General features: G+C 50.9%; 17 protein-coding genes, 1 tRNA gene and 1 pseudogene. 12 read left to right on the top strand and 7 right to left on the bottom strand.

The window, feature by feature from the left end; translation table 11 throughout:
* Window positions 1-84 precede the first annotated feature (84 nt).
* The 3 genes and pseudogenes from NDI52_RS07840 to NDI52_RS07850 all read left to right on the top strand — a co-directional run.
* A complete protein-coding gene (locus NDI52_RS07840) occupies window positions 85-1,065 on the top strand; it encodes a ferritin-like domain-containing protein (RefSeq protein WP_242035853.1) in 981 nt (326 codons plus the stop codon).
* 2 nt (window positions 1,066-1,067) lie between these two features.
* Window positions 1,068-1,718 carry a polyprenyl diphosphate synthase gene (gene uppS, locus NDI52_RS07845; protein ID WP_190771671.1) on the top strand — a complete coding sequence of 217 codons (651 nt, stop codon included), beginning with the start codon at window positions 1,068-1,070 and terminating at the stop codon, window positions 1,716-1,718.
* Between the two features lie 137 nt (window positions 1,719-1,855).
* A pseudogene (locus NDI52_RS07850) lies at window positions 1,856-2,014 on the top strand (undecaprenyl diphosphate synthase family protein); the annotation flags it as partial.
* A 129-nt stretch (window positions 2,015-2,143) separates the two neighbouring features.
* On the opposite strand, the gene NDI52_RS07855 reads toward NDI52_RS07850, so the two are convergent.
* The 4 genes from NDI52_RS07855 to NDI52_RS07870 form a co-directional block, all read right to left on the bottom strand.
* Window positions 2,144-2,635: a metallophosphoesterase family protein gene (locus NDI52_RS07855; RefSeq protein ID WP_190771670.1), complete on the bottom strand. Its 492-nt coding sequence runs from the start codon at window positions 2,633-2,635 to the stop codon at window positions 2,144-2,146.
* Window positions 2,636-2,778: 143 nt separating this feature from the next.
* Window positions 2,779-4,296, bottom strand: a complete 1,518-nt coding sequence (locus NDI52_RS07860) for a DUF1802 family protein (RefSeq protein WP_190771669.1) — start codon at window positions 4,294-4,296, stop codon at window positions 2,779-2,781.
* Window positions 4,296-6,224, bottom strand: a complete 1,929-nt coding sequence (locus NDI52_RS07865) for an AAA family ATPase (RefSeq protein WP_190771668.1) — start codon at window positions 6,222-6,224, stop codon at window positions 4,296-4,298. Before NDI52_RS07865 ends, NDI52_RS07860 begins: the two co-directional genes overlap by 1 nt.
* 56 nt (window positions 6,225-6,280) lie before the next feature.
* Window positions 6,281-6,958, bottom strand: coding sequence for a hypothetical protein (locus NDI52_RS07870; protein ID WP_190771667.1), 678 nt, complete (start codon window positions 6,956-6,958; stop codon window positions 6,281-6,283).
* 1,129 nt (window positions 6,959-8,087) lie between these two features.
* Here NDI52_RS07870 and NDI52_RS07875 point away from each other — a divergent pair.
* The 8 genes from NDI52_RS07875 (at window position 8,088) to NDI52_RS07910 (ending at window position 18,772) form a co-directional block, all read left to right on the top strand.
* Window positions 8,088-8,945 (top strand): class I SAM-dependent methyltransferase, encoded by an 858-nt coding sequence (locus tag NDI52_RS07875; RefSeq protein WP_190771666.1) that lies wholly within the window; start codon window positions 8,088-8,090, stop codon window positions 8,943-8,945.
* Window positions 8,946-9,165: 220 nt separating this feature from the next.
* Window positions 9,166-9,885, top strand: coding sequence for an HAD family phosphatase (locus NDI52_RS07880; protein ID WP_190771665.1), 720 nt, complete (start codon window positions 9,166-9,168; stop codon window positions 9,883-9,885).
* Window positions 9,886-10,111: 226 nt separating this feature from the next.
* A tRNA-Ala gene (locus NDI52_RS07885) sits at window positions 10,112-10,184 on the top strand.
* 212 nt (window positions 10,185-10,396) lie between these two features.
* Window positions 10,397-14,641: a DEAD/DEAH box helicase gene (locus NDI52_RS07890; protein ID WP_348256382.1), complete on the top strand. Its 4,245-nt coding sequence runs from the start codon at window positions 10,397-10,399 to the stop codon at window positions 14,639-14,641.
* A 225-nt stretch (window positions 14,642-14,866) separates the two neighbouring features.
* The gene (locus tag NDI52_RS07895) at window positions 14,867-15,229 is read left to right on the top strand and encodes a hypothetical protein (RefSeq protein ID WP_190774820.1); all 363 of its coding nucleotides are present in this window, start codon (window positions 14,867-14,869) and stop codon (window positions 15,227-15,229) included.
* A complete protein-coding gene (locus NDI52_RS07900; RefSeq protein ID WP_190774821.1) occupies window positions 15,226-16,131 on the top strand; it encodes an SPFH domain-containing protein in 906 nt (301 codons plus the stop codon). The genes NDI52_RS07895 and NDI52_RS07900 overlap by 4 nt, the downstream gene beginning before the upstream one ends.
* 562 nt (window positions 16,132-16,693) lie before the next feature.
* The gene (gene ggt / locus NDI52_RS07905; RefSeq protein ID WP_190774822.1) at window positions 16,694-18,244 is read left to right on the top strand and encodes a gamma-glutamyltransferase; all 1,551 of its coding nucleotides are present in this window, start codon (window positions 16,694-16,696) and stop codon (window positions 18,242-18,244) included.
* 105 nt (window positions 18,245-18,349) lie between these two features.
* On the top strand, window positions 18,350-18,772 hold the full coding sequence (locus NDI52_RS07910; RefSeq protein ID WP_190774823.1) for a hypothetical protein: 423 nt from the start codon (window positions 18,350-18,352) through the stop codon (window positions 18,770-18,772).
* A gap of 207 nt (window positions 18,773-18,979) precedes the next feature.
* Here the strand turns inward: NDI52_RS07910 and recF are convergent, their stop codons facing one another.
* The 3 genes from recF to NDI52_RS07925 all read right to left on the bottom strand — a co-directional run bounded on the left by recF (window position 18,980) and on the right by NDI52_RS07925 (window position 23,560).
* Window positions 18,980-20,107 (bottom strand): DNA replication/repair protein RecF, encoded by a 1,128-nt coding sequence (gene recF, locus NDI52_RS07915; protein ID WP_190774903.1) that lies wholly within the window; start codon window positions 20,105-20,107, stop codon window positions 18,980-18,982.
* 155 nt (window positions 20,108-20,262) lie between these two features.
* Entirely contained in the window at window positions 20,263-23,103 is a 2,841-nt protein-coding gene (locus NDI52_RS07920) for a cation-translocating P-type ATPase (RefSeq protein ID WP_190774824.1), read from the bottom strand.
* A gap of 130 nt (window positions 23,104-23,233) precedes the next feature.
* Window positions 23,234-23,560 (bottom strand): hypothetical protein, encoded by a 327-nt coding sequence (locus tag NDI52_RS07925; RefSeq protein WP_190774825.1) that lies wholly within the window; start codon window positions 23,558-23,560, stop codon window positions 23,234-23,236.
* Window positions 23,561-23,703: 143 nt separating this feature from the next.
* Here NDI52_RS07925 and NDI52_RS07930 point away from each other — a divergent pair, with 143 nt between their 5' ends.
* A complete protein-coding gene (locus tag NDI52_RS07930) occupies window positions 23,704-24,594 on the top strand; it encodes an NAD(P)-dependent oxidoreductase (RefSeq protein ID WP_190774826.1) in 891 nt (296 codons plus the stop codon).
* The last annotated feature ends 59 nt before the right edge of the window (window positions 24,595-24,653 follow it).

Genomic DNA, 24,653 nt, shown 5'->3' on the forward strand with positions numbered 1-24,653 from the left:
AGGCGACTGTTGCCGACTGACGCGAAATAGATGAATTGCTTAGGCTATGAACGATCGCACATTAATCTCGGACGAATATCCCTTATGACGATCGACCTGCCACTCATACACAACAAGTTGCATTACAATCAATCCGCTTCTTCCGATCCTTCAGGTTCTCCCACTCAGCAGGATTTAAGGAACCTACTGGACCATTATTTTTCAATCGCTCACTTAAACGATCGCCTTCAAGATTTACCCCATCAATTTCATCACCCCCAATGCCGCCCCTGGACGCCGATCGACTGGCAAGCAATTGCGCTCGATCAAATTGTGGGCATACAACCGCAAGTCTTTCTGTCAATTCTGCGGGGGGCGATTGATACTGAAGCTCCCATTCGAGGTTATACCCAAACCAGCCGCCAATATCTAGAACCGATCGATCCTCGGATGGCTCGCTTTGTTGGGGGAGTAGTGGGGGAGGACGGTCAATTGCTGGAACCGGGTCTTTGGGAAAAGGAGGAGCGGCAACATACACCAGCATTGCTCAAAGTTTATAGCCAACTCACAGGGGAGAAAGTTATTCCCCAGCCCCACCGGGTTCGAGCCTATCAAGCTGAAGCTAACCCAACCGTTGCGCTTTACCGTCATGGGCTGCACCGGGTTGCAACGGAGTATGGGGCTGCCTGCCTTTACCTCTGGTTGATGGCACATACAACTGGACCTTTGCAAGCGGTGCTACATGAACTGCTGCTGGATGAAATCAACCACATGGCAAAGTTTTGGGGCTTTGGAATTTGGGCGTATCCCAATTCATCGCTGCCTCATATTGGCTGGACTTTACTCCAAACGATGCAGGGGCGAGTTGGGTATCAGCGCGATCGCAGCAGTCTGGTCGGCACGCTCCAACGCATGACCGATGTGCTGGGATGGCAAGCCTGGTCAGCCAGAAATCGATGGACGTTTACCCTGACCTGCTTCCACGCACTAGGGCGGCTGAGTCGCTGGAACCAGCATCTCACCCCAGCTTTTTTGCAGGACTTATTGGGGGAAAGCCCCTGTCATTGCAGCAAGGAGAACTTTTAGTGATGGCGAACCAAAACTTTCTAACCTTACCGACGAATCTCGATCCGCAACGGTTGCCCTGCCACATCGCTGTGATTATGGATGGCAATGGACGTTGGGCAACGCAACGAGGATTGCCCCGGTTTGCGGGACATCGCCAGGGAGCCAAAGCGTTGAAGGAACTGCTGCGCTGCTGCAAGGATTGGGGCATTCCTACGCTCACAGCCTATGCGTTTTCTACCGAGAACTGGCAGCGCCCGCGATCGGAAGTTCAGTTTCTCATGGGTTTGTTTGAACAACTGCTCCAGCGAGAATTAGCAGAAATGCAGCGGGAGGGCGTCAGAATTGCTTTTATTGGCGATCGATCAGGGCTTTCCCCTGCTTTACAGCAAGCAATGCATCACGCCACGCAGGAAACTGCTCTGAATGACAGAATTTATTTTAATGTCGCTATTAACTATGGCAGTCGAAACGAACTGGTTAATGCCTGTCGTCAGCTAGCCCAACAGGTTCAGCAGGGAACGCTACGCCTCTCAGAAATTAATGCTGCACGGTTCGAGGAACAGCTTTATACAGCAGGACGTTCTGATCCAGATTTGCTCATTCGCACGAGCGGTGAAATGCGTCTGAGCAATTATCTGCTTTGGCAAATGGCATACTCAGAACTATATTAGACTTTATCAGTAATAGGGAAGCAAAAAGCTCAAAAGGCTTTCCTGGTAAAGCTTTCAGTCATTTTTGCCTCAAAAAGCTGGAAAAGCTCATGAGATAAGGCTTTAAGCCACTTTTTCGTCTAATTTCCGATTAAGCCTATTTTACCGATGTGTTGTTTCCCGACTTTGATCGCGAAGCACTGTATCACGCCTTGCTACATTATCAGAAACGCGATCGCCGCTTTGGAAAAGTTGCTGTGTCTATGCCGCAAAACCTTGTAAGTGACAAACAAAATGAAACGATCGGGATAGTCTAAGCAATGCTGTTGCGGTTGTCTCTTCAATAATCTGCATATCAATTGTCAGAAGGTGGAGGGTGGAAGCTCGATCGCGACTTGTCTTGAAGGCGTGCAAATTGCGCCATTTTATTGGCCCACCCACAACTGTTAAATTTCTAGTTCGACAATTTCTGCATGCACGGCTGAATCATTTAGGTGTAACTGGGCAACGGAGATTGGTAACTTAAATCTACGTGGGCCTGCACTACCTGGATTCAGAAACAAAACACCTTCGCGTTCTTCTATCAAGGGTTTGTGGGAATGGCCTGTGATGACTACCCCAATTCCTTTTTCTTTTGGGTCAAAGGTGAGTTCTTTGAGAATGTGCAGAACGTGAATGAGAACACGCCCAACTTCGATGGTTTCGTGTTCGGGGATGTGTTCGGCCCAAGCGCCTTTGTCATTGTTGCCTCGGACGGCGATGGTGGGGGCGATCGCCTGCAACCCTTCTAAAATCTCTGGTTTACCAATGTCACCCGCATGAAGGATGAGGCTAGAGCCCGCTAATGCATCGATGGCTTCTGGTCGGAGTAGGCCATGGGTATCGGATATGACGCCAATGAGCGTGTCCGTTTCTTTCGGTTGTTTGCTACTAGCCATTGTTCTGGAGGTCGCCGTTCTACTGCCACGCTAGGAAGAATACACGATGACTGGCTCACAGGTACTCGTCAGAACGGGAGACTTTTGGCTCAGTTGCTCTACAGAAATTGAGCAAGTAGTTTTGTTGTGCGCAATTGCGATGCTTACTCTACAAGTAGATCACGCAGGTAGTAGAAGCGATCGCTTTGCAGACTGGTTCCCTGAATACGGCCCAAGTAACCCACTAATGGAGAGGATAACTCAATTAGAATCTCATGCGTGGTTTCATTATCTAGAACCTTTCCATCCTGGCTGGCAAAATCTGCGTTATAGATAACACGAATTTCGGTCACTTCAAACTGTCGTCGATTCTGCTCAGTCTCGGCTAATTTTTTGACAGTTTGAATAAGATGTGAGCGAACTCTGAGTCTTTGCCAAACTTGTTGAATGTACTGATTTACCTTTTCCTCAGACTCCTCTCCAAAGGGCGTCCGTTCTAAATAAGACTTAAGCTCTAGCAAATTAATAGAGCCTGGATATTGAGACTTTAAATCAACTAAATTTTGTAATGTTTCAGGACGCATAACGTTCATTTCACTTTCAACAGCTGCTTTTTGTGCTGCTTTCGTCAATGGACCAGCCGCAAAAATAATTTTTACTGATTCTCCGAAAGTTTCTTTGCCAAGATGAGTAAGACCTAAGTTGATAAGCTGAGCTGAAACGCCATTAGGTACGCTTTCATTCTCACTGGCCTTACATTCTCCAACTAGGGAGTAAGGATAATCACAATACACATCTAATCCTCCTGCACCTCCAACCGCATCAGGGTTCAGGCTTGCTCTAGGATCATTTCGGGAATTACTAAAGCCAAGAGTAATTAAACTTTTACGTACTAACCTTTCAAATTCATTGCCATTACTCGAATTGCCAACATCAGCAATGCTCTGAATCCATTCAGCCTCAGGGTCAAATTGCTCATCATCTTGAATGCTCCATCCCAGTAACGCTCGAATCTCAGAATTAAGTTCCTGAGCGGCAGCGTTCGTTTTAGATAACAAAGCAAGACTGTTGTGTAGTTCTTCCAACTCGGGATAAGAGGGGGCTTCAAGTTCTATCAGTTGATTTTTGCGTTTCTGAAACACAGAATCTTTCAGAACAGGAAGCAGTTTGTTGATTCGTAAAGGAATGGTGGCTTCTTGCGCGATGTCTAAAGCAGGCAAGCTAACAAACTTCCCAAATTTGTCTGGGCTAACGATATTAGTGGCTACCTGTATAGGCTGAGGCAACTGATAAACTCGCAGATAAGCGAGGAAAATATGTCCCCTCTGCTTTAGTGCAGTGTGTAAAGCTGCTTCTGTCCAAACTGTTAATTGAGACAAAAGCTTTAACTCTTCTGCATCGTAAAACATTTTGTACGATTCACATTTCGCCCACACCTTCATCTCAACAGTTGCCTGTTTTCGCTCCCCTAGGGAAGCTTGGGCTAATTCTATAAAAGATGAATGATATTGTTCCTCAATCTTGAGTGAATCGTCTAGTAGCTCGCAGGGGTACAGAGCAAAGGTCCAACCCTGCTGTATCTGCATTTTTGGTATTGCAACGATCATTCGTCCATCGACCAAAGCAGCAATATCAGCAGCGGGCAGACACAATGCTCTGTCAAGTAAAACTGGTTCAGACATTAAGCAGCAGCACCATCAGTAGTCAACAATTCTGCTAAATCAGTAGCTTCGGCCTCATCAGAATCATCTGCAGGTTTACTTTCTGGTTCTGCCGGTGCTTCTGGCTCATCTTCGATGTCTTGAGGAACTTGGTAAGACGGGTCACTGAGAATTTCTAGGAGTAATTTATTGTGAATTCCCAAGCCATTAGCAGCTCCTTTTTCCTCAATAAACCTAGAGATGTCATCCTCTGTTACTCCATAGTCTGACTCGCGCTTCTGATATATGGAGCGAATAGCAAGCAGAGGCTTAATCTCCTCTTCCTTCAACTCAACAAATTCCCCACCATTCTTAACTAATGGATCAAGGTACTTCTTCTTGAAGTGGTATTTGATCGGTTTAGCTTTAGATCGTACTAAGCAGCCCCGAGTCAAATCAAACTGTTTGTCCTCATCCATCAGACGTCTGAAGCCAGCGCCTAAAGCAGCACCGCCTTCGTACTGTAAAACAGCAACTCCAATGGCAACTTCTTTGCCATTCTCCTCGCCAAGGATCTTAAAGTTAAGATAAGGATCTCTACGTCCTTTTTTCCCAACTCCTGTAGTTACGTTCTGAACTTTTACATTTTCAACAGTTTTACCAACCAAGCTTTGGAATCCTGTCAACAGAGCCTCAGCTACTACCTGGTTGTTATCTAGACCGTTTGTAATATCATCGCTGATTTCGGTAATGAAAGCCATCTCAACTGGGTTGTCCGGTTCAATAGGAACTACCGGGCCTTCTTCAAGGGGTGGCTTACAGTTTTCTCGGCACCATTTTAGAACCTCTCGAACAGTAGGCTTCTCTTTGCCAATCGTTCTAAGTTGTTCCTCATTGAAGGGATAAACAGGGTGGGGAGGAGTTATTTCCCTAGCATCGTAGTATTCCTTTAGAGAAAAGGCGATCAAATCAACTGTAGAATCGCTGTCCAAGTATTTTAATGGCAGGGCCTCGCCTGCGGTTTTCATTTTGCTGGAAAGACCTTTAGGCAATACATCTTGAATTCTTTCCTTCCAAGTGCCAGGCATCATTACACTTAAAATGACGCCTCGTTGCAAATTCTCGACTAATTCCTTGACTAGATTTGCTACGACTTGTGATTTGTGCAAACCGGCATCATTAATTTCTAAAACATCCAATTCATCAAAACAAACAACCAGCTCGTTATATTCGCTAATGAGTGATAGAATTTGAAGCACCGCATCAAAGGATTGCTTTTGTGTTGGCAATCTTAGATCATTCGCTTTGAATTGGGCTAGTTCTTTGCCTGCCAGCCAATTTGATGCGTATAAAGCTTCTTCATCTGAAAGTGTCCAGAAGATAGCCCGAACAATGTCAGGATCTTGAACAGTTTTAGCTCTACAGAATGCTTTAGTTAATTGGTTAATCCACTTTACATTCTGTTCTGTTTCACTGGCATCAAACTTTTTAACAAAATCCTTGGGGGCCATTGTTGGTAGACCAAGAGATTTAGCAGTATCGTTCGCCATTGATGCCGCAAGTTCTTGCCACTGCTTAACGCCTTGGCTTCCAATATTGCTTAAGCTTTCAGCCAGAAGCTGCTGGAATCCTTGTTTAATTTGGTTTAAGTCATTGAACTTATTCGCAAATACAAATAGAGCACCGCCTTGCGCCTGAAGACGATGGCGAATACGGCTGATAATGTGCGTTTTGCCGGTTCCATCCTGGGCAGTAATCAAAATCGAGGTTGTTGAGTAGTGCCCTGCCCGGATTTCATCCAATGCTTTAAATATGGCATCTGATGCATGGGCATTTAGGGTTTCAACATCAGGAAAACCTTTGCCCCAAACGTTATTGGCGTTTACGAAAGGGGGTTGGGCAAAAGGATTGTGGCTTTGAAGCGCAGCATTAATTTGCTCTATATCAGAGACAGCAGCAATGGCATTCATGATACTTGTTAGAAACGAGTTAAGGGATTGGGAGTCGTAGCTTAATGAACAAACGCTTACAGTCGTTTAGCGTAGTAGCGTACTCCCCCTAATGCTGTCTTGATGGAGTCTTGAGCCTTGTCAGCAGTAATATCTGGCATTTCCCCACCAATCAGCTGCAAAATGTCGCCACTTTGCATCTCCAGCAACCACTCATCAAATTGAGAGCGGGAAACCTGTTCACCAATTTCTCGACGAATTCGGTAAATAGGGACTAGATCTTCATGATTAAAGTCACGATTGAGGCGATCATATACTTCTAGTACAACAGGTTTGAAAGCCTCGTAAGAGGCGATCGCATCTTCTACAACCTTTCCGTTTGTATGCACTTTACCGTTAGTGCTAGGGCTGGTTGTACCCATTTCACGCACCCACTTCAGCAATGCATTGGCTGTTTTTGCCCCGACTTGAGACGAAAAGGCAAAATCAGCATTCTTTAAATTTTGGCTGAGTAATTCTACGCCCTTATCAGATAAAGAGATCGTGTTCTTAGTGACGGCGATCGCCCCATCGTCTGTTAGTTGATCAAGGACATTCTTATAATCCGTACTCTTCTTGCCCTTTTGAACCACCCGCTTGGTCAGTTCTCCGCGCCTAACCTCACCTCCTACTCCTCCTAACTCCCAGAGTGTGAGAAGGATGCGGGTTGTACTCTGTAACTCAGTTAGATTGACTGCTGCTGTGGTAGCTGGCATACATCAGTTATCCTAAATTTTCTGAAGAAGAGCGCTGTGGAGTGGCTCCTGATTCAGAGTACCCAAACATTTCCGTGTGATCACTATAAAAGCAATCTTTGTCGCAGAGTTTTTACATAGGTACTTGAGAACTTCACACAGATATACAGAATCCTATAGCATTACAAACTAAACCTTTAACAAGTTGAAAGGTTTACCAGTCAGTAATATGGTTCCTGGATTGATGATTCAAAATCAAATCTTCATCAAACCAGGGCGATTCTGCGATGGCTAAGTTATTTCCCCATCCACAAAATTTTAGGAAGCTGTCTGAAACATCGCCTCAAGGAATCGCGTTGATAATCCAGGACAGCAGCATATTTGCATACCCAGCTTGCAAAAAGCCAGCTTTGATTATCTCCTCTTCTCATAACGAGATCATATTCAATGAGGATAAATATCATGCTGCCAATATTGAATATTGCAACGACATATTCATTTACTTGATGTCGTTATTTTGTTTGATGTCGACATGTGTAAAGGTGATTGCATCCCCTTCTTTTTTCTCTTAAAATTTATTCCTTTCATTATCCTCTCTTATATTTCTTTGCTGTACTTCCGTATATATTTCTATTCGGCAAGTGATTAGCTGGCTAGTTTCAGTGATCGCCTATTTCATCTTTTTGCTATTTAATCTGAAGTATTGGAATGGTTTGTGGGAATGAATTTTGATGTATTGATGATTTGTGCTAAATAGTTAGACTATTGTTTTCTTGTCTCTTCCCTGGCATCAAAAAGAGTAATCTTTTAAAGAGCTTAGGGTATTGAACTGACTGGTTAACGCTGTATTGAACTCAATAACTAGATTTCTGGTTTTATGGGAAGAAGCAGAGATCTAAATCTTGTATGTCAGTGCCATTCGGTTATAGAACTACTGAATGATTTGTACATTGACCTTCCACTAAAAGTATTGCGATAGACTTACCACTCTAGTTGTTCTAATGCGCTGAACGTTACGCTTGCTTTGTGGAGTGCCTCAACTGGTCGTGCAATGAGGGGCGATCGCATCCAATGAAATAGCCTTAAACTGGCATTCCTTTCCAGAAATGTTTAAAACCAATAGAAGGTCCCTCCCACCCCTTATTTTTCTATGACAGATTCTAAAGAAACCCTCTTTGAGAAGTACCTGTCTCCGCTATTTCAGCATGTCTTGCTCGACCAGAATGCCTTAATGGCTTACTACCGGGGCAAAGATTGGGAAGCGGAGAGCGATCGCCTGCGCAATCCTACGATTCAATATCCCGATTACTACGAGTCGCAGAATTTTCATGGCATCAAAGGAGGTTATCTAAACCTTCAGGCCGCGCTCACCTACGATGCCGTTACCCAATACTTCTTGCCTCCCAACGAAGCCTGGGTACGCCAAGATCTGCTTCGCCATATTCGTTGTCAACCTCGCCGGATTGTGGATTTGGGATGTGGTACAGGCTCCACCACACTGTTGTTGAAGCAGGCATTTCCCGATGCCGAGGTAATTGGGATAGACTTGTCGCCCTACATGCTGGTTGCGGCAGCAGACAAGGCGCAAGCGGCCCAGTTGGACATCCGCTGGATTCATGGCAACGCCGAGCAGGTTCCATTCCCTGACAACAGCGTTGATCTGGTTACGGCCTCCCTGCTGTTTCACGAAACGCCCCTGGCCGCGACCCAGGCCATTTTGAAGGAAGCCTTACGACTCCTATGTTCGGGCGGAGAGATGCTGGTGCTGGATGGTAGCCAATCTACCCTCCGCAACACCCTCTGGCTAACACAGATCTTTGAGGAACCCTACATCCAGGACTATGCAGCAGGAAGCCTGGATGCCTGGATGGGAGCTGCCGGTTTCGGGGATATACGCACTGAGCCGGTGTGGATGTTGCATCAAGTGACCCGTGGCCTTAAACCTCTCTCTTATCAACGCATTCAGTTTGAAACGCCAACGATCGCGGCGGAGTGGGTTCCTGGCTAAATTTTGAATGTAGGGTTCCTACGAAGTGAGTTCAGTCAATCACGGGCAATGTCTGAAAGACCCAGTTCCTGCCTGGAATCGGCTGAGGGGTGGAGGGCGATCGCCCTCCACTCTCTCCTATATAAAAGAGAGACAAGGATCATCACTCATTTGACAAACACCCCCTAACTCGAAAAGATCAATAACAGCCCAATCGTTCCGATAGTCACCCAACAAACCCATGCTCAAGGCAGTTCTGTTTGACTTTAATGGCGTCATCATCAACGATGAACCGCTCCACGACAAACTGCTGGAGAAAATTCTCCTGGAGGAAAACCTGCGGGCCAAGCCTGGGGAGTTCTGGGAGATCTGTTTGGGACGGAGCGATCGCGCCTGTCTGGTAGAACTCCTCAATCGCCGTGGGCGCGTCGTCACAGAGGAGCAGCTCAACACGCTGATGGCCCGAAAATCCCTCTACTACCAGGCGGAGCTGGAAAAAATTGAAAAGCTTCCCACCTATCCCGGCCTGGAAGACTTTATCTATCAAATTCGCTCGGCCCATTTACCTATGGCCGTTGTCAGCGGAGCGATGCGGGCAGAAATTGAAATGGTGTTAAATCGCCTACATCTAGCCGAGCACTTTTCGGTCATTGTGGCGGGGGACGACATCACCACCAGTAAACCGGAGCCCGATGGCTACCTTCTGGCTGTAGAGCGGCTCAATGAAACGTTTCCCAACCTCAAGCTGCAACCCGCCAATTGTCTGGTCATCGAAGACACATTCCCCGGCATTGAGGCCGCCAAACGGGCAGGGATGCAGGTCGTCGGGTTAGCAACCACCTACCCTTTCCACATGATGCAGCGCCAATCCAACTGGGCGGTAGACTACTTCACAGATCTGGAGCTGGATCGCATTAAGCGGGTGTTTGCTGGAGATACAAAGGCTCCAGCCGTTGCCTAACGGCCTCTACGGCAATGGTACATGGGGTCATGGTTCAGGGTGCACCCCACTGTAAGTGAAGCGGGCAAAGCCCACTTCACTTACAGTGGGATGCACCCATGGTTCAAACCCGTGGATGGGGTGGGGTGAAAGGGGCACGTCATGCCCCTTTCACCCCACCCCATCCACAGGTCTAAAACACTACCGTACACGGGATTGGGCAAAGCTGCTAATATAGCTAGATTCCGGGGAGTTGGCGCAGCTGGTAGCGCGTTGCGATCGCACCGCAAAGGTCAGGGGTTCGAATCCCCTACTCTCCATCCACCTCAGTTCAGACTGTTTTCGGGTGCCACACCGCAGCACTTGAAAATACCCTCTGGACTCAGATTCGTGCGGCTGCACACCCCTAAAAGAATAACTGACTGCACGAATGACTGTCATAACAGGGAGAAGTACGCCACAATAGGAGATTGCGAGTTGTGAACCAGCTCGTCTGTTGTTGCTATCGGGTACAAAACCCCAGCGATCGCCCATGCCCCAGTCTTACGCTGAGATCGAAGCCATTCGTGAGCAGTTGGTCAAACAGTATCGAGCATTGTCTCCGCTTGATCAGTGCATCGTCCAGTTGTTCTCGATCGCCTACGAGCCCATGCGTCGCTCGGTGTTTACCACTTGTTTCCAAAACACAGGAATTCGAGATTCCAAAGGCAAGCCCGTCAACAAAAATCTTCTGTTAGAACGGCTGAATCAGCTATTAGCCGCTGAACTGCTCATTGACGACAAAGATCAAGATCCGCGCTGTCATCCGCTTCTGATCGAAGTGGCTACGCGAGATGCCTTGAAAGCAAAGCGGTTTGATGCTCTGGCCAACGCCGTTCAAGACAACCTGCCGATTCATGCCTACGGGAAAAACGGCCCCTACTATTTCAACAGCCCCGATCAACTGATCCGTCAGGTCCGGATTAGCTTCTATAGCCAAAATTTGAAGGTAGCTGAGCGCTATTACGAGAGTTACCTGAAATACGGCATCTATGGCAATCCGCGCCGCACGATGTTGACCCTGGAAGAGATTATTCGGCGCATTTGCAGCAATCCGTTTGACCCTGCTTGGATCAACACATTGCCAGCCGACCTGTTCAAAACGGTGATGACATCCCTGCTGAGCCAGGCGGCGTTGCAGTTGCAACCCCTGGAAGAAGCGCTACAGCTGCTACAGGCCGAGTGGGAAAAACCCGATGGCCGGAGCTCCTCTGATCTCCGGTTACAGGCGGTAGACCTGTTAGTCTTGCGAGGAGATTTGGCCGGAGCCCGGCAGGTTCTAGGCTCTGCCAGAGGGTTGCCAGGGGAGCAGGAGGCGATCGCCTACGCTACCCTCCATTTCTTTGAAGGCGAACAAGAGAAGGCGATCGCTCGCTTCGAGGAGGCCGCGCGCCGCATCAAGAAGGCGGGAACTTCCCGCACTGTAGTCTATGGAGACCCGCAGGAGTTCAGTGGCCTGGGAGATCTGGTTTACATCCTCACCCATCTGAAGGAAAATACCCCCCCATCGCTGGAGCTGGCCGCCAACCATGCCAACCTGATTACCAAATATCCGAAACATTGGCTGAAAAACGCTTGCATCTCGCTGCACCACGTCATCCAGCTACAACGGGGGAACCTGAGCCATCGGGACAGCCTTCAGAGCCAGGAAATCGAACCCTATAACCAGGGGCACAGTTTGGAAACCCTGGTGCAATGCCTGTGCCTTTACTGGGTTGACTCTGAAGGATCGAAGCGAGTCCTGACGCGTCTCCTCGAGCCGCTTTATAAGCAAGCGGCAGAGTCAGGATATACCTGGATGGCCTGGGAAGCCGCCCAAATGCTGGCTCGCCTGAAACCGAAAAGTACCTTTAAAGTTCAAGCAGAAATTCTCAAGCCCGAGCGCTATGGGCCAACCCTGGTCGAAGCCGTGCCCTTCCGGGAGTTGTGGGAATTGTCGCTGCAAGCCCTGGTCAATCTGCGATACCAACCCGTGGTCGCCGCCAAGCCTCCAGCTCCGATGAGGCTGGCCTGGTTCCTCACCTATGACTCCAGTGAAAACTATCTAATTCAGCCCCGCGAACAGAAGGTGAATGCAAAGGGTGTGTGGAGCCGAGGCCGCCCCATTGCCCTCAAGCGTTTGCGGGAAAACCGAGATATGGATTACCTGACCCCGCAGGATCATCAAGTTTGTGCTCACCTGGAGGTGGACTATTCCTACAACTACCAGGGCCAGTACCAGTTTGGAGAACGGGCGATCGTAGCTCTGGTTGGACACCCCCATGTTTATCTAGAGGAAGCACCTGAAATCCGTGTAGAAATTGTCAAGGGCGAACCCGAGCTGATTGTGAAGCGGGATGAGAAGGGTGAGCGCCTCACCCTACAATTCTCCCCGCCCATTTACGATCACGCAGCGGATGTGGCCCTGGTCAAGGAAACTCCGACGCGGTTTAAGGTGGTAGACATTACCGCTGACCATCGCCAGATTGCCACCATTATCGGCTCCCGGAATCATCTAGACGTTCCAGCGGCAGCGGAGGAGGGCGTGCTGTCGGCAATTAATGCCGTATCAAATATCGTGACCGTTCACTCGGATGTGGGCGGTGGCGTATCCGATGTTGAGTCCGTGCCTGCCGTGAGTATTCCCCACATTCACCTGTTGCCCATTGGGGAAGGGTTGAAGATGGCTTTAATGACGCGCCCCTTTGGGGAGAGCGGCCCTTACTTCCGGCCCGGAAGCGGTGGCGCAACAGTAATCGGTGAGATTGACGGCAAGCGCCTGCAAACAACCCGCGACTTAGCAGAGGAACGGGAACGAGCCGCAGAGGTGATCGCCATTTGCGCAACGCTGGAACGGTTTGAAGAGGAAAATGGGGAATGGATTCTACCCGCTCCGGAGGATTGTCTGGAGTTGCTGACGGAGCTGCATCAGGTGGGCGATCGCGCCATCCTGGAATGGCCGGAAGGCGAACGTCTGCGTGTGACCCAGACCGTCGGTTTTGGCAGCTTCAAACTCAAAATTCAGCAACAGCGGGATTGGTTTGAGGCCAGCGGTGAGTTGCAGCTACCTGATGGTCAGGTGATGGATATGAAGCGCCTGATGGAGTTGATGGCGACTACCCCTGGACGTTTCATTCCCCTGGCCGATGGGCAATTTCTCGCCCTGACGGAAGCTTTCCGTAAGCGACTGGATGAGTTTAGCCGCTTCTCAGATATGCAGGGGGATAAGGCGCGGTTTCACCCCTTGGCGGCGATCGCCCTCACCGACTTTATGGAGGAAGTGGGCGACCTCAAAACCGACAAACACTGGAAAAACCACCTTCAAAAACTCCGCGATATGCAGGAGTTTCACCCCCAACTGCCCTCGACCCTGCAAGCGGAACTGCGGGATTACCAGGTGGATGGCTTCACCTGGCTGGCGAAGTTGGCTCACTGGGGTGTTGGTGCCTGTCTTGCTGACGACATGGGCCTAGGAAAAACGCTCCAGGCTCTTGCCCTCATCCTCACTCGCGCTCCTCAAGGCCCGACACTGATTGTGGCTCCCACGTCCGTTTGCATGAACTGGATGGGGGAGGCGCAACGGTTTGCACCGACCTTGAACCCGATTCAGTTGGGCGGCGGCGATCGCCAAAAAGTTCTCAGCGACTTGCAACCCTTTGACATGCTGGTTTGCAGCTACGGCCTGTTGCAGCAGGATGATGTCGCGGAAATGCTGGCGAAAACCCAGTGGCAAACCATTGTGCTGGATGAGGCCCAGGCGATTAAGAACGTGAACACGAAGCGATCGCAGGCGGCGATGAGCCTTCAGGGTGGCTTCAAGATCATTACCACGGGTACCCCCATCGAAAACCACCTGGGGGAACTGTGGAACCTGTTCCGCTTCATCAATCCGGGTTTGTTGGGGTCGTTGGAGCGCTTCAATGAACGCTTCGCCACTCCCATCGAACGGTATCAAGATAAGGCAGCTCGCCTTCAGTTGAAAAAATTAATTCAACCGTTCATCCTGCGCCGAACCAAAAACCAGGTGTTGCAAGAACTGCCCTCTCGTACGGAAATTCTGCTCCACGTGGAGATGAGTGCTGACGAGATGGCGTTCTATGAAGCTCTCCGTCGGGAAGCAGTGGAGAAGCTCCGGGAGAGCACCGCTGAGGCCGGAGCTAAGCACTTGCAGGTTCTTGCAGAAATCATGAAGCTGCGTCGTGCTTGCTGCAACCCCCGTCTGGTGATACCCAATGCCCCCGTAAACAGTTCCAAGCTGGAGCTATTTGGCGAGGTGCTTTCGGAACTGCTCTCCAACAATCACAAAGCCCTGGTGTTCAGCCAGTTCGTCGATCACCTGCACATCATCCGCGATTATCTGCATGAGCATCAGATCTCTTACCAATACCTCGACGGCAGCACCCCGGCGAAGGAGCGCAAGAAGCGGGTGGATGCGTTCCAGGCAGGTGAAGGGGATGTGTTCCTGATTAGCCTGAAGGCGGGCGGTACAGGTCTCAACCTGACGGCCGCCGACTATGTGATTCACATGGACCCCTGGTGGAACCCGGCTGTGGAGGATCAGGCGAGCGATCGCGCCCACCGCATCGGCCAACAACGCCCGGTCACTATCTACCGCCTTGTCGCCAAGGGCACCATTGAAGACAAGATTGTGGACCTGCACCGTCAAAAACGCGACCTGGCCGACAGCTTGCTAGAAGGTGCCGACATCAGCGGCAAGATGTCTACAAACGAGTTGCTGAACCTCATCAGCGAAGGCTAAATTCAAGACACCGGGTGTTTCTTAGGATCAAAAACAAAATAACCTGTAATTCTTTTTGTGAGAGGGGCGGCTTCGCCGCCCCTCTCACAAAAAGAATTACAGGTTATTTAATACACAATCCTTAAGAACATCCGGTGTCTGCCAACTCACAGTTCGATCCAGTATCTGGTTTTACCGTCCGCAATAGCTGCCAGGGAAGGTGTAGTCATTGCCAGGAGATTACCCATGCAGCTGACGCGGATTGTCAAAAATAGAGCCTGTTTCGCCCTCAGTATTGGCCTATGGATCTGTTCCTTCTTCTATGGCAGCCAGTTAATTAATGCCACGCATCTCTGGGTCGGGCTGTTGCTATACAGCACCACCCTTGGCAGCTCTGCTCTCTGGCTCTATCTCGTGAGGAGCCACCAGATTTACGTATCTCGGCTTTCCCATCGCCTTCAACGGGCAGGCATCTCAGCTCATAAAGGCGAATTGTTAAAGCTGCCTGTTTTAGAACCATACAAAGTCGATCGCGTCTTTTCCCTCATTCAGGAGGGCGACGATTTTGAAGTTATTCAGTCTTTGTTTGCAATAGAGACAAAAGCATGAAATCAAAGTGGATGATGGTTGGTGTATCCAGCTTCTTGCTATTAAGCAGTGGATGCACAGCGGTCTTTGGTACCCGGATTGACCCTGGTTATTCAGGTTTGCTGGTGGATAACTATGGGGATGAGCGAGGGATTCAAAATGCCACTCTATACAATGGTGGACGCGTCACCTACAACCCCGTCACTCAGGATTTGTACGAGTACCCCGTTTTCTTCCGCACCTATCAGTTTGCCGATGCTGATACTGTCGCTTTTTCAGTGGGTGGTTCCAAAGCGTCGATGGATTTAGGGGTTACCTATCGCTTCCGCATTGAGCCTATCGAGGCATCCAAGCCCGATTACACTTACTTGCACCAATTCTTCCGCAACTACCGGGTAGACCCCGATGCCTTTAATGCGGGGGCGCTCCGTAATGCTTTGCGCGATTGTGCGAATGAGAGTGCTGCTGGAACGTCTCCAGTACAGATTGCAACCAATCCTTCTGGTTTTCAGGAGCCTTTGTTGACCTGTTTGCAGGGGAAGTTTCCTGAACTGGAGATTAAAGAAGTTTCGCTTCTAAATCCCCCTGTGCTGCCACCTCAAATTCAAGAATCCATCGATGCTGCTTTCAAAGCTCAGCAGGATGCTGAAACGGCACGGGCCAATGCCGCCCGTGCGGAAGCTGAAGGTAAGGCGAAAGTGGCTGAAGCTACTGCCAGCGCTAATGTGCGTCGCATCGAAGCCCAGGCTGAAGCCGAAGCCAATGCTATTCTCAGCCGCTCCATCACACCGGCATTGCTGGAACGGGAACGGCTAGAAATTGAACGGCTGCGCGCTGAAAAATGGAATGGTCAAATGGCTCCGAACATACAAACACCGAATGTTCAGCTGGGTAATCAAACAGCGACTCCCCCAGCACAGTAATCGTTTAGCTAATGTGTTGTTGAAATAAGCTCAGAAACCGGGTGTTTCTAAAAACACCCGGTTTCTTAAGTCTGCTTTCAAAGTTATTTATTCATGCGCTTCTGAGCACCTGTATAGATGCGGAAGATGCAGCAACTCGACTTTGACTAAATTGGGTTTTGCTTCGCTGAAGAGCTTGCGTAGTTAGCTTTTCAGCGAAGCAAAACCCGAAAGCCTGCTGCGCGGCAGGCAGAATTAGTCCAAACTCCAGATTCTAAGGAATGGAGCCTTCAACCTCGCGATACCTTTCCCAACCTGGCTCTATTTTTTGCGTTGATTCACCACATCCAAAACAGCTAAGGAGTCCAGAAAAGAACTTCTCCATTTTTTGGAAAAAGGACGCGGCTTCGCCGCGTCCTTTTCCAAAAAATGGGGATATTGTTTCTCATAAACCTCCTAAGTCATCTGATCCCTGGTTGAAAATTATGCTTCTTCAACCAGATTTGATATCAATGGTCATGATTCACATCGTGTCTAGACGAAGTAAGCTATTGAGACAAATCTTCAACGCCTGCCGTCTGCCATGACTCAAACCCGTGGGGCGATCGCCGCCGGACACCGCAAAACTGCCGAAGCTGGCATGGAAATTCTGGCACAGGGAGGCAATGCCTTTGATGCTGTAGTGGCAGCGGCTCTGGCAGCCTGTGTAGCTGAGTACGCGTTAATTTCTTTGGGGGGCGGTGGTTTTCTGCTGGCTCATACCAGCGACCATCACAACACATTATTCGACTTTTTCACCCAAACCCCTCAGCAACGGAATACTCTTCATCCAGACTTCTATCCAGTGGATGTCAACTTTGGAAGTGTGATCCAGGAGTTCCATATTGGGTTAGGGTCGGCAGCGGTTCCGGGTGTCGCGAAAGGCTTACTGCATGTTCATAAGAAGTTGGGACGGTTACCATTAGCGACCGTTGCTGCTCCTGCGATCCATTACGCTCGTACTGGGGTAGAGATGACCCCGTTCCAGTGTTACAGCTTTAGCATTTTGACCCCTATCCTGGCCGCCTGTCCCGAGATGGGGCCGATTCTGGTGCCGAATGGGAAGGGGCTACAGCCGGGAGATATTCTACGCATTCCAGCCCTAGCGGATACCCTGGAATTTTTGGTGGCTGAGGGCGCGCGAGGATTTTATGAAGGAGAACCCGCTCAGCAATTGGTGCGCGCCTGCCAGGAAAAAGGCGGATTCCTGACTCTGGCGGATTTGAAGGACTATGCCGTCATTGAGCGATCGCCCCTCGTTGCCGACTATCGCGGTAACACCCTTCTGACCAACCCACCCCCCAGTTCGGGTGGTACGCTGATCGCCTTCGCGCTGGGGTTACTCTCCCAGATTGATCTGGCTGCAATGCCCTTTGGCTCGCTGGAGCATCTCACCACCCTGGCCCAGGTAATGCGCCTTACCAATCAGGCCCGCGCTGATGGTTACGATCGCCAACTCTACGCCCCCGATGTCGCCGAACGCTTTCTTTCCCCCAACCACTTACACACCTACGCCCGCGCCTTGACTGGCAGCGTCAACAAGTGGGGAAGTACGACCCATATCAGCGTTATTGATGGGGAAGGTAATGCGGCCAGTCTCACCGGCTCTAATGGTGAAGGTTGCGGTTACAGCATTCCTGGAACGGGGGTAATGCTGAACAACATGCTGGGCGAAGAGGATTTGCACCCCACGGGGTTTCACCAGTGGCAGGAGAATGTGCGGATTTCCTCGATGATGTCGCCGACGATTGTGTTGCGCGATCGCCAACCCGAGCTTGTTCTTGGTTCTGGTGGCTCGAACCGCATCCGTACGGCTATTTTGCAGGTGATGAGTAACTTAGTGGATTTTGGCATGAAGGTCGAAGCCGCCGTCGAAAGCCCTCGCATTCATTGGGAGAATGGAGTATTTAGCCTGGAACCTGGCTTTGGGTTGGAGTTGGAGCCCCTTTCAGACTTTCCCTTTGACCAGGAAGTCAATGCCTGGGCTGCCAGCAATATGTTCTTTGGTGGGGTTCATGCCGTCAGTCAAGCACCCGATGGCACCCTGGAAGCCGCAGGAGATTCGCGGCGAGATGGGGCGATCGCTCTCCTGTAGCCTTACGCAATCTGATGGTGAAAGCGATCGCCCACGCTGTGCTGTCACGCTGTACTGTAAGGAAAGAACGGGAATTCTGGCTCTCCCTTCTGCCGTTGAAGCTGTATGAAATACCCTGTGCTCCGCGTCGTTCTGGTTGTGTTGCTGGCTGTGTTGCTGACCAGCTGTGGAGGGCGGTTGCCCGATAGCAGTTTGGTGGAGAAGGCGATCGCCCTTCAATTCAGCCAAACCCAGATCGAACTGGCTCAACAACTGGGCGTTCCCGCTGCTGCACAGCCTTCCTTCAACCTTGACAGCGTTAAAATTGACAGCCGCCAACCGCTCAGAATTAATGGGCTCAAAGGCTATCGCGTAGAAGGTAGCTATACCCTTAAACTCACCTATCCCGATCGCACCCTGGTGCAACGCCGCAATCCCTTCGAGGTGTATCTGCAACGCCAGGTGGAGGGCAAAACCTGGCGGTTAGCTCGTCTTCAGTTGGCTTCTGAGGAGAATGGTGACGAGTGGGTGACACAACTCATTCGTTAATTCGCTTTACAAGACTTCAGGCCTTACGTGTCGGTGTGATGCGCGCCGCACATCACATTCCATCCACACGTTTGCAACATGACCTAAACGCATAGCGCTATATATCGATGTGTAAGTGCGTTAAGTACAACAAAGGTAGGGTGGGGCACGAAGTGCCCCACCCTACCTTACTTAATCAATGCGCACAGCATTACAGAAGTCTGGAAATTAAAATTGGATGGAGACCCCACCGTGGTTGACGGTCAAGATTTGCGATGACTGGAGCCACTGCGCATCAAATGAACCCAGATGAGTTGTCGTAATCAAGGTTTGAAACCGATCTTGAATTGTATCCAGGAGTTTGTTCTGCCGATTGAGGTCGAGTTCTGCTAACACATCATCGAGCAGCAACAGCGGTGGCTCTCCAATGACAGACTCGATCAGCTTCAGTTCGGCGAGTTTGAGGGCGAGAACGAGGGTGCGTTGTTGCCCCTGAGAGCCAAACTGGCGGGCAGGCGTATGGTCGATGGAAAACTCAATTTCATCTCGATGCGGGCCCACGAGAGAGGTGCCCTGAACTTGCTCCGCGATCGCCCGCTCCTGAATGCGCTCCAGAAATGCCTGCCGAATCTGCTCGGGGTCATCGGTTTCCGCCGCTACGTTGGGCTGATACGCCACCTGGAGGTGTTCTCGCTGATCGCTGATGTTTCCATGCCAGACCGTTGCTAGCGGGGCAATGCGGGCGATCGCCCGAGCCCGGCGTCGGATCACCCGAGTGCCCAAAGTCGCGAGTTGTGCATCCCAAACGGCTAACTCTGTCGTATCAGGCTTGCGAATATCCTCGGGCTTGCTCTGCTGCTTCAAGAGAGCATTGCGCTGACGCAGCACCAGATTGTATTGCTGCAACAGATGCGCATAGACTGGCTCCAGTTGCACTAAAAGGGTATCAATCCAGTTGCGGCGATAGGTTGGCCCGCCACGGACCAATTCCAGGTCCAGGCTGGAAAATTCAACCGCACTTAAGATTCCTAAGTAGTCGATCTGACGCTTGAACGTTTGCCCATTACCGACGAGAGTACGACGACCGCTACGCCGAAACACGACCCCCAGGTCCACAGGACCCGTCTCCTTTTCCAGGGTGGCGGCAATGCGGCCCTCCTCGCACCCCTCCAGAACCAGATCACGATCGCGGCTGGCTCGGTGCGATCGCAATGTTGCCAGCAACTCCACCGACTCCAGCAGATTTGACTTCCCCTGAGCATTCTCCCCTAGGAGAATGGTTTTGGGTGCCAAAAACTGCACAAACTGATCGTGGTAGTTGCGGAACTGCCGCAGATGAAGGGTTTTCAGAAACATCCCGGGCCGAAACAGACAATATTGGGTGAGCGCAACCCTATCAGGGTACTGGAATTTGGCCTGTAATTGGTTTTTGTGAACTGTGAAGCTGGCCATTTCAATGTCGCAGCCTCATAGAAAAAGAGGGTGGAAGCAACGCTTCCACCCTCTTTGAGTTAGCTATGCTTGCGGGTGTGGTACCACCGGATGAATAACTTCTCCATCTCGACCCAAACAAACATCAGTGCGCTAAATCCAAGACAGATCATCAGCTCTGTGCCACTGAGCAAATGCGTTCCAAAGAAGTTGCGCAGGGGCTCCACGTAGATCAAGGCTAGTTGCAGGAGTGTTGTCAGGGTAACAGCCGCAAGTACATAGGGGTTCGACAAGGGATTCAACTGGATGGTCAATTGAGTATTGGAGCGAATCGCCAGGGCATGGCCCATCTGAGCAATACAAAGGGTTGTGAACACCATGGTCTTCCAGCGCTCGGGGTCGCCATCGGTTGCCAGTTGAGTGGTGTAGTAGTAGGAGATCGTCATCAAGGCGATCGCAATAATCCCCAATACAATCCCAATCCGAATCATATAAGCTCCTAACCCGCGAGCAAAAATGCTTTCCTGAGGATCGTGGGGTGGGCGGTTCATGACGTTGGGTTCGGCGGGTTCAACTGCTAGAGCGAGGGCAGGCAGACCGTCGGTCACCAGGTTCATCCAGAGAATTTGAAGTGGGGTCAGAGGCACACCGCCCGCCGCCAGAAGGGGAGAGGCGGCGATCGTTAACACTTCCCCAATGTTGGAACCCAGAATGTATTTGATGAAGCGGCGAACGTTGGTATAAACTACGCGGCCTTCTTCCACAGCCGCTACGATCGTGGCGAAGTTGTCATCCAGCAATACGGTGTCGCTGGCTTCTTTACTCACATCGGTTCCCGTAATACCCATGGCAATCCCGATGTCGGCTTGCTTTAGAGCGGGAGCGTCGTTCACCCCGTCTCCGGTCATGGCGACGATCTTGCCCTGCCGCTGGAGAGACTGCACAATCCGCAGCTTGTGTTCTGGCGAGACTCGGGCATAGATGCTGACCCGCTTCACCTCCTGATCCAGGTCTTCCGGGCTCATTTTTTCCAGTTCGCGCCCTGTCAGAACCGCATCGCCTGGTTGAGAAATGCCCAGGTCTTCCGCGATCGCCTGAGCCGTCAACTGATGGTCACCCGTAATCATGATGGGACGAATCCCGGCTGTGCGGCAGCGAGCCACCGCATCTCGCACCTCAGGACGAGGGGCGTCGAGCATATCCACCAGACCCAGCCAAACCATGCTCTGTTCTGTCTCGGCTTCAGAACCATCTGGGGGAAGTTGATTCAGGGGTTTGTAGGCAAAGCCCAATACCCGCAGACCCTTGCCAGCAAGACGGTTGTTGGTTTCGAGAATTTGTTGGCGTTGCTCCTCGGTGATGGGTTGGGGGCGATCGCCTTTAAAGATGAGTGTGCAGCGCTCCAGCACCAGTTCTGGCGAACCCTTACAGAAGAGAGTGTAAGGTGAGGGGTTATCTCGGTTGGGTAGGAGGGCCAGAGCGGCCTCTTTGCCAGTGCCCCCTGTCTCGACCATAACGCTCATGCGCTTCCGCTCGGAGGAGAAGGGAAACTCAGAAACCCGCTTCAGCTTATCGTCCAATAGATGACGATCAATTCCGGCTTTTGCGGCGGCTACCACTAAGGAACCTTCGGTCGGGTCCCCAATAATGATCCAGTTACCATTTTCTTTCTGCAATACCGCATCATTGCAGAGCATACAGGCTACCAACAGAGCGTTGAGTTCGCGATCGCTCTGAAGATCAATCCGCTGACCATCTCGCTGAAACTCGCCCTCTGGGATGTAACCGTGACCTGTGATACTGGTGGATGCGCTAATGGGGTGAGCCGCTTGCACCACCATTTTGTTCTGGGTCAAAGTACCCGTTTTGTCAGAGCAGATGGTTGTCACTGAACCCAGGGTTTCCACCGCAGGCAACTTACGAATGAGAGCATGGCGGCGCACCATGCGCTGAGTCCCAATGGCTAGAGTGACCGTGATAACAGCCGGTAAACCTTCGGGAACCACCGCCACCGCCATACTCAGAGAGACTTCTAAGAGTTCGCGGAACTGTCCCCAGCCAGAGACGAGTAAACCGACACCAAGCACCACGCCTACCAGAAGCATGGCCCCGGTCACGAGCACTTTACTGAGCTGATCCATCCGTTGTTGCAGAGGGGTCGGTTCCGTTTCGACCGACTGCAACATGGTGGCAATTTTGCCAAGCTCCGTTTTCATGCCTGTGTTGGTGACCAACACAGTGCCCCGACCATTAACAACCTCGGTGCCCTGAAACACGGCGTTGAGGCGATCGCCCACCGGAGTATCAGGCCCTAAATCTACATCGACCCGCTTGGTAACCGCATGGGCCTCACCCGTCAGGGCCGCCTCCCGGATCTGTAAACTACTGGCCTCCAGTAACCGGCCATCGGCGGCAATCTGCACTCCGGCCTCCAGTAGCATCACATCCCCGGGTACCAGATCTTTAGAGTCAATTTCAGCGAGCCGACCATCCCGGTTCACTCGCACTTTGGGCGACGACAAATTTTTCAGGGCTGCCAATGCTTTTTCGGCCCGGCTTTCCTGCATGTACCCCAAAAGACCGTTCAAGAACACGATCGCCAGAATGGCAATGGTGTCCTTAAACGGAATATCGTTGGCTTTGACATTCCCCTGACGCAGGTCAATCAAGTCCATTATCCCGGAGATGAGCGCCACCACGATCAGCATGATCAGCATGATGTTTTTGAACTGATCAATCAGAATGCTGAACGAACTACGCCCCCCGGATTCCTCGAGCTCATTCGGGCCGAAAAGTTGTTGACGCTCGGCTACTTCTGCCGATGTAAGACCCAGTTGGCGATCGCTTTGGAGTATTTCAACCGCTTTGTCGGCGGGAAGGGTGTACCAGAGCGTCGCATCATTTGGGAGAAGGGCTGTCATGAACTTAAAACCTTAATTGAGATGGATTTGGGGATACAACCTTGGATACAGGACAACCTAAAGATTTGGAGTCCGGGGTTGAAGCGTGTTGGTCGCTATTTCCTTCTTGAGGGTTGAGGTTACCTTCGACCTACTGGCGACTACCCGTCGAAAGGAATAACAATGCTTCATAGGCCCAATGATCAGGTGATACATCACTAAAAGGCAATTCTACCTGAGAAATACTGGGAGACAGGGGAACCGTAGATGAAGCAGGCTGATCAGGCGACGTGACAACGCTATTGGGAGGGGTAACTTCATCGGAGGCTGGGACGGATGCTTCTGGGACAGGTTGTAGCACTTCTATCGGGGTAGATTCGGTGTCTTGCTGGGATACTTGGGCCTCTGCTGCCATGCTGAATCCGCTCACCAGGGTGATAGCGATCGCTATCCATCCACCAAAATTCAACGCATTCATGGGATTTACCAAGTGTTGGGTGCGAAAAATAATCAAGTTCGGTCACGACTTGAACAATACTTATATTAACCTCTGGACCGATGTCCCCTGGGAGCAAGTTTACTAATGCTTACCCTGCAAAACCCTGACGCACTACCTGATCCATGCCTTCTCCTCCAACGTCCCGTCAGCTCCTGGTAACAGGGGCGAGTGGTTTTTTAGGATGGTATGTATGCCGTGCGGCGGCGGCGACCTTTCAGGTGACGGGCACTTACCATCGCCACCCGCTTTCTATCTCAGGTGTCAACAACCAATCCCTGAATCTGACAGATTTTGGGGCGATCGCGGCATTTTTCCAGACCTTACAACCGGACGGCGTGATCCATTTAGCGGCTGAGTCCAAACCTAATGCCTGTCAGATGGATCCGGAAGGAAGCCGCGCCATCAATGTTACCGCCTCCGTACAACTGGCGGAACTCTGTGCTGAAGCTGCGATCCCCTATGTCTTCACCTCAACGGATCTGGTATTTGATGGGCACCACGCCCCCTATCGAGAAGCAGATCCGGTTGCCCCGGTCAGCCTCTATGGCAAACAAAAGCTTGAGGCTGAACAAGAGATTTTGCGCCGATATCCCCAGGCGGCTATCTGTCGTATGTCGCTTATGTTTGGGGCGGCTCCAACGGCTCCCAGTTTTCTGCAAACCTTTCTGGAACAAATTCGCCGGGGGGAACCTATACGGCTGTTTACCGATGAATTTCGTTCACCGTTGAGTGGGCGCGACGCCGCCACGGGGTTGTTGCTGGCTCTGGAGAAGGCCTCGGGAATTCTGCATCTGGGTGGGGGCGATCGCCTCTCCCGCTACGAATTTGGTCTCATCATGGCAGAGGTGTTTGGCCTCCCTCAAACCCTCATTCAGCCCTGCTCCCAATCGGATGTACCCATGCCGGCTCCCCGGCCTCCAGATGTCTCGGTCGATATTAGCCGGGCACGGGCGTTAGGGTTCACACCGGGAAATGTGCGCGAGGAGTTAATCGCGATTCGAGAAGGCTGCTGATGGTTGATGCAGGCAACATCAGTCCGGGATGACACCTCTAACGAATGGAAGGAGGGCGC

The organism is Leptolyngbya sp. PL-A3 (genome assembly GCF_039962325.1).
Taxonomy (GTDB): domain Bacteria; phylum Cyanobacteriota; class Cyanobacteriia; order Elainellales; family Elainellaceae; genus Vacuolonema.